At 41.4% G+C, this 7338-nt stretch carries 9 protein-coding genes and 1 other RNA gene; 5 read left to right on the top strand and 5 right to left on the bottom strand.

Going from position 1 to position 7338, the window contains the following annotated elements; genetic code table 11:
• Nucleotides 1-25: 25 nt before the first annotated feature.
• The 3 genes from WBM49_RS06210 to ssrA all read right to left on the bottom strand — a co-directional run bounded on the left by WBM49_RS06210 (nucleotide 26) and on the right by ssrA (nucleotide 1886).
• On the bottom strand, nucleotides 26-598 hold the full coding sequence (locus tag WBM49_RS06210; protein ID WP_424371194.1) for a hypothetical protein: 573 nt from the start codon (nucleotides 596-598) through the stop codon (nucleotides 26-28).
• A 424-nt stretch (nucleotides 599-1022) separates the two neighbouring features.
• The gene (locus tag WBM49_RS06205) at nucleotides 1023-1268 is read right to left on the bottom strand and encodes a GIY-YIG nuclease family protein (RefSeq protein ID WP_424371193.1); all 246 of its coding nucleotides are present in this window, start codon (nucleotides 1266-1268) and stop codon (nucleotides 1023-1025) included.
• 220 nt (nucleotides 1269-1488) lie between these two features.
• Nucleotides 1489-1886: a transfer-messenger RNA gene (gene ssrA, locus WBM49_RS06200) on the bottom strand.
• A gap of 107 nt (nucleotides 1887-1993) precedes the next feature.
• On the opposite strand from ssrA, the gene WBM49_RS06195 reads away from it, so the two are divergent.
• On the top strand, nucleotides 1994-3202 hold the full coding sequence (locus tag WBM49_RS06195; protein ID WP_424371192.1) for an NAD(P)-dependent oxidoreductase: 1209 nt from the start codon (nucleotides 1994-1996) through the stop codon (nucleotides 3200-3202).
• A 4-nt stretch (nucleotides 3203-3206) separates the two neighbouring features.
• Here the strand turns inward: WBM49_RS06195 and WBM49_RS06190 are convergent, their stop codons facing one another.
• A complete protein-coding gene (locus WBM49_RS06190; RefSeq protein WP_424371191.1) occupies nucleotides 3207-4325 on the bottom strand; it encodes an Sb-PDE family phosphodiesterase in 1119 nt (372 codons plus the stop codon).
• 219 nt (nucleotides 4326-4544) lie between these two features.
• Here WBM49_RS06190 and WBM49_RS06185 point away from each other — a divergent pair, with 219 nt between their 5' ends.
• Together WBM49_RS06185 and WBM49_RS06180 are read left to right on the top strand one after the other, a co-directional pair.
• The gene (locus WBM49_RS06185; RefSeq protein WP_424371190.1) at nucleotides 4545-4811 is read left to right on the top strand and encodes a hypothetical protein; all 267 of its coding nucleotides are present in this window, start codon (nucleotides 4545-4547) and stop codon (nucleotides 4809-4811) included.
• A 14-nt stretch (nucleotides 4812-4825) separates the two neighbouring features.
• Nucleotides 4826-5185 carry a DUF1801 domain-containing protein gene (locus tag WBM49_RS06180; RefSeq protein WP_424371189.1) on the top strand — a complete coding sequence of 120 codons (360 nt, stop codon included), beginning with the start codon at nucleotides 4826-4828 and terminating at the stop codon, nucleotides 5183-5185.
• Nucleotides 5186-5191: 6 nt separating this feature from the next.
• Here the strand turns inward: WBM49_RS06180 and kdsA are convergent, their stop codons facing one another.
• The gene (kdsA, locus tag WBM49_RS06175; protein WP_424371188.1) at nucleotides 5192-6016 is read right to left on the bottom strand and encodes a 3-deoxy-8-phosphooctulonate synthase; all 825 of its coding nucleotides are present in this window, start codon (nucleotides 6014-6016) and stop codon (nucleotides 5192-5194) included.
• A 73-nt stretch (nucleotides 6017-6089) separates the two neighbouring features.
• On the opposite strand from kdsA, the gene WBM49_RS06170 reads away from it, so the two are divergent.
• Together WBM49_RS06170 and WBM49_RS06165 are read left to right on the top strand one after the other, a co-directional pair.
• Nucleotides 6090-6671 (top strand): hypothetical protein, encoded by a 582-nt coding sequence (locus tag WBM49_RS06170; protein ID WP_424371187.1) that lies wholly within the window; start codon nucleotides 6090-6092, stop codon nucleotides 6669-6671.
• 185 nt (nucleotides 6672-6856) lie between these two features.
• A partial coding sequence (locus WBM49_RS06165) for a GTP-binding protein (protein ID WP_424371186.1) occupies nucleotides 6857-7338 on the top strand: 482 nt, incomplete at its 3' end.

The raw sequence follows: 7338 nt of genomic DNA, 5'->3' as shown, positions 1-7338 counted from the left end.
ATATTATCTAAACTGTCATATTTCATTATTTAGAGTTTTTCAGAAAATATGCTGGAATCAGATAACCCGTAACGATGGCAATCGCGTTTAAAAGAAGTACAGTGGTCTGGTTTACGAATAAAGAGCCAATGGCGAATATAAAAAAAAGAAGTCCACCTATAATCAAGGGCTTAAACTTCATTGTTAAACCGGAGACCAAAGTGCCAATACCTGCCAGCAATAAAACGAAAATGGCCGGCTGTACGTCTAGCGAAAGTGAAATAAAAACAGAAATCATAAAGGAAATGCCAAGTACTATCCATAAATATTTTAGAAAAAGTTCAAAATAGGTTTGATACGATTTTTCTTTTTCTTTTTTAATGGAATACACAATACTGCCAACCCAGCCTATGGGAATAAGAATAATCCAAGGGATATGGCTATTGTCGGTATCTGAAAAAACGGTCAAAAAATAATGACCAAAAGCAGCGATGGTTATAATCCACCCCCACCATAAAAAATAGAAGCTTTGATCCTTGATATTTTCTCTCGTCTGGTTGATCACGCGTGATATAATTTTCAGGCTTTCATTCGGATTTAATTGATTTGTGTTTTCCATGGACATATATTAAAGTGCAAACTACTCTGTAGATATATTATAGTTTGTAAATATATTATAGTTTGTATTGTAAACCAAATATTTATATAAAAAATTCGTAGTCTTCAAGAGTAAATTAGATTGTTTTTCCAGGATTGCCTTAAGATTGTTCAGAGGGGTATAAATAGAAGTGAAGCATGGGGGGGGGTTATCTGAGTACTTTCCTGGGCTCGCAACGTTGCAAATAAAAATACCCATTGTTGTTACAATAGACTTATCTCATTCTTTGCTATCTTTTGAGCAGGGAGTGACGGTTTCACTGGGCAGGTTACCTGTGGTGTATTACTGGGCTCCTATGCTGTAAATTCAATTCCAGACCTACTTTTTAATTATTTTTCAATACCTTTTTTTATGGTCAAACATTTATAAAAAGAGTATAGCAGTTTTATAATAATCTTTTATTTCTAAAAGCCATTCCAGAACCTGATTTTAAATACCGTTCAAAATCATAGGCTTTCTTGACATCAATAAATTGTGAGACATGGACGAGTTTGACGGGCAGTTTATCTTTTGTATAGGAAACCTTTCCTTCTTTGTGGGAGGAGAGTCTTTGGTTAATATTTCTTGTAAATCCAGTGTAGTAATGTCCATTATTGCATTTTATAATATAAATTGAAAAGGGAAGGATCATTTTCGTCAATTAGTAAACGAGTAAGATATCATTAAGGAATGAAAAAATATTGCGGAAATAAAACTCTTAAGGAATTATTGCGTATCTGTATCCATCGCCCGCGTGCCGCTAACGCTTTAGCGGGGTTGGCAAGCCCTTGGGCTCCCAGAATACTTTTGTATTTTGGATATAATTTAAAAGCCCTCCTACGCTTTCGTTGTACTCAAGCTTCGGAGGGCGTAGGTGGAGCCGGGGAGAGTCGAACTCCCGTCCAAACAAGCAATATCACTGCCTTCTACATGCTTAGTTTTTGTTTGATTTTTGTTGTGTACCTGACCAAAAACCGCCTAGTACACACTTAGCTTCCTTATATTTTAACCCTTAATGAAGCTAAAAGGGCTTTATGTTGATTTTTATGGTGCCCCATAACAGATCGCCATCAACAAGGGCTATCCCGGGACATCTCGCTTCTCTGCCTGGCAGAGACGAGGCTAAATCCTACTGTAATTCGGATTAAGCGGCAAGAGCGTAATTAGATTCGCCATTTAAAAAGTGTGAAATATGAGATTTACGAGCTGTATCCCAGCGCTCGACATGCTTACAATGCCATTGGTCTCGCTGTCAAAACCAGTCGGCCCCAAAATGTGAATGAACGTCTTGTACTAAAAAGGATTGCGAAGATACCAAAAAGTTTGCGCACCGCCCGAAATCCGTGTAATTTTGCTCAAAATCTATACCAAAGGCTTATGACACATTTCGGAATCATCAGAGAGCGCAAAAATCCCCCGGACAGGCGGGTGGTATTGTCCCCCCAGGCCTGTCAAAAAGTCGTGAAGACATTTCCCGATGCAAAGATTACTATAGAACCCTCTCCACTTCGGGTATTTACTGATGATGAATACCGGGAAGCTGCACTTACAGTTGCTCCTTCCATGGAATCCTGTGATGTGCTCATTGGCGTTAAAGAAGTGCCTCTTGAGGCATTGATACCTAATAAAAAATACTTCTTCTTTTCGCATACGATTAAGAAGCAACCCTACAACCGTAAACTGCTGCAAGCCGTTCTTGATAAAAACATTGAATTATACGACCATGAGGTGATCACTAATGAAAGAGGAACCAGATTGGTGGCTTTTGGGCGTTATGCCGGCATCGTAGGGGCCTATAATGGGATCCTAACCTACGGGTTGAAATCTGGCAAATTCAAGATCTCCAGGGCCTACGAACTAAAAGATAGAAAGGCCCTGATCCAGGAGTTGCTCTCCGTGTCTTTACCCCCCATAAAAATACTTTTGACGGGGAAAGGAAGAGTTGGCAATGGCGCCAAAGAGATGCTCGATGGTATGAAAATCCGCGAAGTTTCTGTGGAAGATTACTTATCTAAAACATTTGATGTAGCTGTATATTGTCAGATCGATGTGCTGGAGTACAACCAACGCAAGGATGGACAAGTCCTTCCAATGCAGGACTTTTTTGATCATCCTGAGGCCTATTCGTCTAATTTTATGCGCTTTGCCAAAGTGAGCGATCTCTATATTGCCGGCCACTTTTACGGCGATGGGGCCCCATTTTTATACACCAGAGAAGATGTAAAAAGTCCTGATTTCAAAATTCAGGTGGTTGCCGATGTTAGCTGTGACATAGACGGACCGGTAGCCACTACCCTCAGAGCTTCTACAATTGCCGAGCCAATTTATGGGTATAATCCAAGTACCGAAGAGGAAGTGCCGTTTATGGATAATGATGCTATTGCAGTGATGGCTGTAGACAACTTACCTGCAGAGCTTCCCAGGGATGCCAGTGAAGGTTTTGGGGAAACTTTTGTGGAAAGTGTAATACCTGCCTTTTTTGATGAGGATAAAGAAGGTATTCTACAAAGGGCACGAATGACCCATAAGGGAAGCCTTACTGAACGCTACGCATACCTGCAGGACTATGTAGACGGGAAAGAATAGTATTTTATTCCACCGAAACATCCCAAGTAATGACCGGATGAGTCTTTGGTGCTGTATAGGCGCCCAAAGCTTTGAGTTTTAAAGCCACTGAAGATACTTTTTCAAGAGTTTTAATTTTCAAAGTAAACGTTTTATTGGCCGGGATCTCAAAAACAGGGGAGCTACTGTAAAAGTTATAGTTCATTTCATTTTCAAAGAGGAGATCGCTGCTCGAAATATTTTCTAATTCTACTTCCAGGATATCTGTATTAGGTATATAAGTAGCCTTGTTAATCTTGACACTTGCTTTGATCAAGGGGTTTATAAATTGCGGTTTCCCAACAAGAAGGCCATTATAAACGGCTGCTGTATTCCCAGCAAAAAGCGCTTCCCTCATACTTTCCAGACTTCGTTTTTTAGCAAATACCAGGGTAATGGGCCTGTGAAATCCCTTTTCCAGGTATTGCCAGTCGATCAACCCGTGAATATCACTGGTTCCCATAATGGTGAGGTTGTGTTTCAGGGCAAGGGCAAAGGATTCTTCGGCATAATCGTGTTCATTAATAACCTCTATCCCATGCAGCTCACCATTCTTGATCCGTTCTGATTGAAATTCACTTAAGACGGGGTTTCCTGAAGGGCTCTGTCTGTACCAGGCCGGATGGTTCCAGAAAACAAAGGCATTCTGCTTTTTAGCTTCAGCAAAGGGCGTCTCCGGGTCTTCCGCCAGCAGTAAATTGGCATCTGTCGTAAATAGCGCGTTACTATGCCCAATAGGGGCATTTCTGGTGATCTCTGAACCTGGAATGATCATTAAACCGTGGTCTTTGGCTTCTTCACGTGCCAGTTGATAAGACCTGTTCCTATCAGGGTGGGGTATGTCTGCCTTATGAGGTTGGTATTCCAGATGTTCCGTCAATGAAATGGCATCAAGATTCTCACGCAAGGCTTCCATGACGCGGATGGATGGCCACACTTCCCCATCCGAAAAAACCGTGTGCTGATGCAGGTCTGTTTTAAGAGTAATAAAGCCCGGAATATCGGGATATGTCAATGCGTGACCGGCAGCATGCTGATGGTCTTGTGCCCAAATGTTCAAATGAAGGCCAAAAACAAGAATTCCAAAAAAGAGTAAGGTTCTCATGGTTTTTTTTCAAATGTAACGGATTTTGTAATTCCCGGGGAATTTCAATTTTATTATTCAGTTAGCTAAAATTATAATTAAAATCAAAAATATGGATCTCGTTATCAATAAAAGATTGATAATACTGCTAAAATCGCCCCTTGACGAATTCATGATATTCTGAAACTGAATTTTAAAATATTTTAATATATTACAAGACTAAATTATTTCAAAATAAAGGTGAAATTTAATTGGATCATTGGGAAGGATTTTGACGATAACTTCAAGCGTTACTGTGTTGATCTGGAGTATCAGCTACGACCAAAGATTACCAAATTTTTAATGGCCCGCCTGGAACACGAATGCGGGGGTGACTTTTCTTGTTTTCATTTTGATGTGGATCTGATAACCAATAATATCCGTATTTCCCCAGAAACGCCTGCTCGCTTTTCAAACATCATTAAAGGAGATTTTGAAAAAGAGATCAATGATGCTTGTTGTATCTAAAAACTCTTTAATTTGTGGACCCAGCCTCTTCCTACATCCTAAGCCGGCCAGAACCATTTAAGTCGATTCTCCTGCACCTGCAACTCATCATTGAACACAGCATTCCAGGAGTATCTTTAAAGTATAAATACAAAATACCATGCTATTATCTGGAAGGAAGGCCGTTTTGTTATCTGAACCAATCAAAAGACTATGTGGATGTTGGTTTTTGGATGGCCGCGCACCTCAGTATTCACCTGGAGCACATGACCCGGGAAGGTCGGAAAATGATGCGATCCCTGCGGTATTATTCTCTTCAGGATATTGATGACAACATCCTTGTGGATGTGCTCCAAAATGCCTTCGAAGTCAGGGATCAAAAATTCTATAAATAGTATAGCCTATTGGTTCAATCTGTTGATGGTCTGCCGCAGGTCGCACAATTGTGTTAGCAGAGTATCCAATTTGTCCAAAGGAAGCATATTGGCCCCATCACTTTTAGCATTGGCCGGATCGAAGTGGGTTTCCATAAACAATCCGTCTACCCCGGCTGCAATACCTGCCCTGGCCATAGTGCTTATCAGGGCCGGTCTTCCCCCGGTTACCCCGGAAGCCTGGTTGGGCTGTTGCAGGGAATGGGTAACATCCAGGACCACGGGAGCGTATTGTTTCATGGTAGGTACCCCCCTGAAATCAACGATCATGTCCTGATACCCGAACATGGTACCCCTGTCCGTGATAATCACCTGATCATTGCCGGAATCGGTAACCTTGGCTACCGCGTGTTTCATGCTCTCCGGACTCATAAATTGCCCTTTTTTGAGATTTATGGTCTTCCCGGTTTCCGCCGCCGCAATTAGAAGATCTGTCTGCCGGACCAAAAAGGCCGGGATCTGTAGCACATCTACATATTCTGCGGCCATTTTAGCATCAGAGATCTCGTGAATATCAGTGACCGTAGGTACCTTAAAGGTTTCAGACACTTTACGCAGGATCTTAAGCGCTTTTTCATCGCCAATTCCGGTAAAAGAATCTACCCTGCTTCTGTTTGCCTTTTTAAAACTCCCTTTAAAGATATAGGGAATTTTAAGCCGATCTGTTGTCTTTACGATATGCTCTGCAATACGCAGGGCCATCTCTTCGCCTTCAATGGCACATGGGCCGGAAAGCAAAAAGAAATTATTAGTTTCAGAATGTTTGATCTGCGGAATAGCACTGAGATTCATTTCTTAAATTTTATACAAAGATAGCATTTAACTAAAGTATCCTTTTTAGCTTTAGCCTGGATAAATTTACGAAGTGTTACAGAAGGGATTCTTTATCTTACTTTTTTGCAGTACAATTTTTTTAAATGGGCAGACCAATCGCATCGTAGAAAAGGGAGGCGGTTTAATCCATTTAGAAAAACAACAATTCAGGTTCGATCTTTTGAGCCCGGGGATAAGTTTTGAATTGGGACTCTTCCGAAATCAGTCCATTTCCTCCAGCCTAGGGTTGGGAATAGCAACGTATCAGGAAGGGTATGCACTTGGTTTGGCGATGAACAACAGATACAGGTATTACCACAATTTTAGGCGGCGTGAAAATCTTGGCAAAACAGTATCCGGCAATTCAGGGAATTACGTGGCGGCGGCCCAGGCAATTTTTTTCTCTCAACTTAGGCTGTCTACAGATATTGAACCAGACGACTATAATCTTGGATTTTACGGACTGGTTTACGGAATACAGCGAACCTATGACAAAGGATTTAACTTCAATGTGGAAATTGGAGGAGGCTATTATCGTGGTGATGGCGCACCGTCTGGGTATGGCCCCTTGATAGGAATTAATTTTGGCTGGGTGGCGACAAAACGAAAATCCAGAAAGCCAACATTCGACTAGAGTCGGACCTGTAACATCAACTTTCTAAAGCATCTACATATTCAGCGCTTACAGATCTCCAGTTCTGGCGTATTATACATCGCTATGATATGTGGAACTGGCTCTAAACCAGACTCATAAAAATTATACAACTTTGTTTAACCGTGCCAAAAATAGCAGTATCTTTGCCGGCTCAAAACAAAGAGATGTCTACTACAAAGAACATTGCGATTATTGCCCACGTTGACCACGGTAAAACCACCTTGGTTGATAAGATACTTCATTACTGTCAGTTGTTTCGTGAGAACGAAAAAACGGGCGACCTTATCCTGGATAACAACGATCTTGAAAGAGAACGCGGAATAACCATAGTGTCCAAGAATGTATCTGTAACCTATAAAGGGACCAAAATCAATATTATCGACACTCCTGGTCACGCCGATTTTGGTGGGGAAGTGGAGCGTGTTCTAAACATGGCAGACGGGGTTTTATTGCTGGTAGATGCCTTTGAAGGGCCCATGCCTCAAACTCGCTTTGTTTTGCAGAAGGCCTTAAACCTGGGTTTAAAACCCTGTGTGGTTATTAATAAGGTAGACAAAGAGAATTGTACCCCTGAAGAGGTACACGAAAAAGTATTCGACCTGATGTATGAATTGGGTGCCGAAGAATGGCAGCTCGATTTCCCTGT

It is taken from the genome of Muriicola sp., assembly GCF_049669965.1.
In the GTDB taxonomy this organism is placed as follows: domain Bacteria; phylum Bacteroidota; class Bacteroidia; order Flavobacteriales; family Flavobacteriaceae; genus Muriicola.
This window is presented reverse-complemented; position numbering and strand designations above follow the sequence as displayed.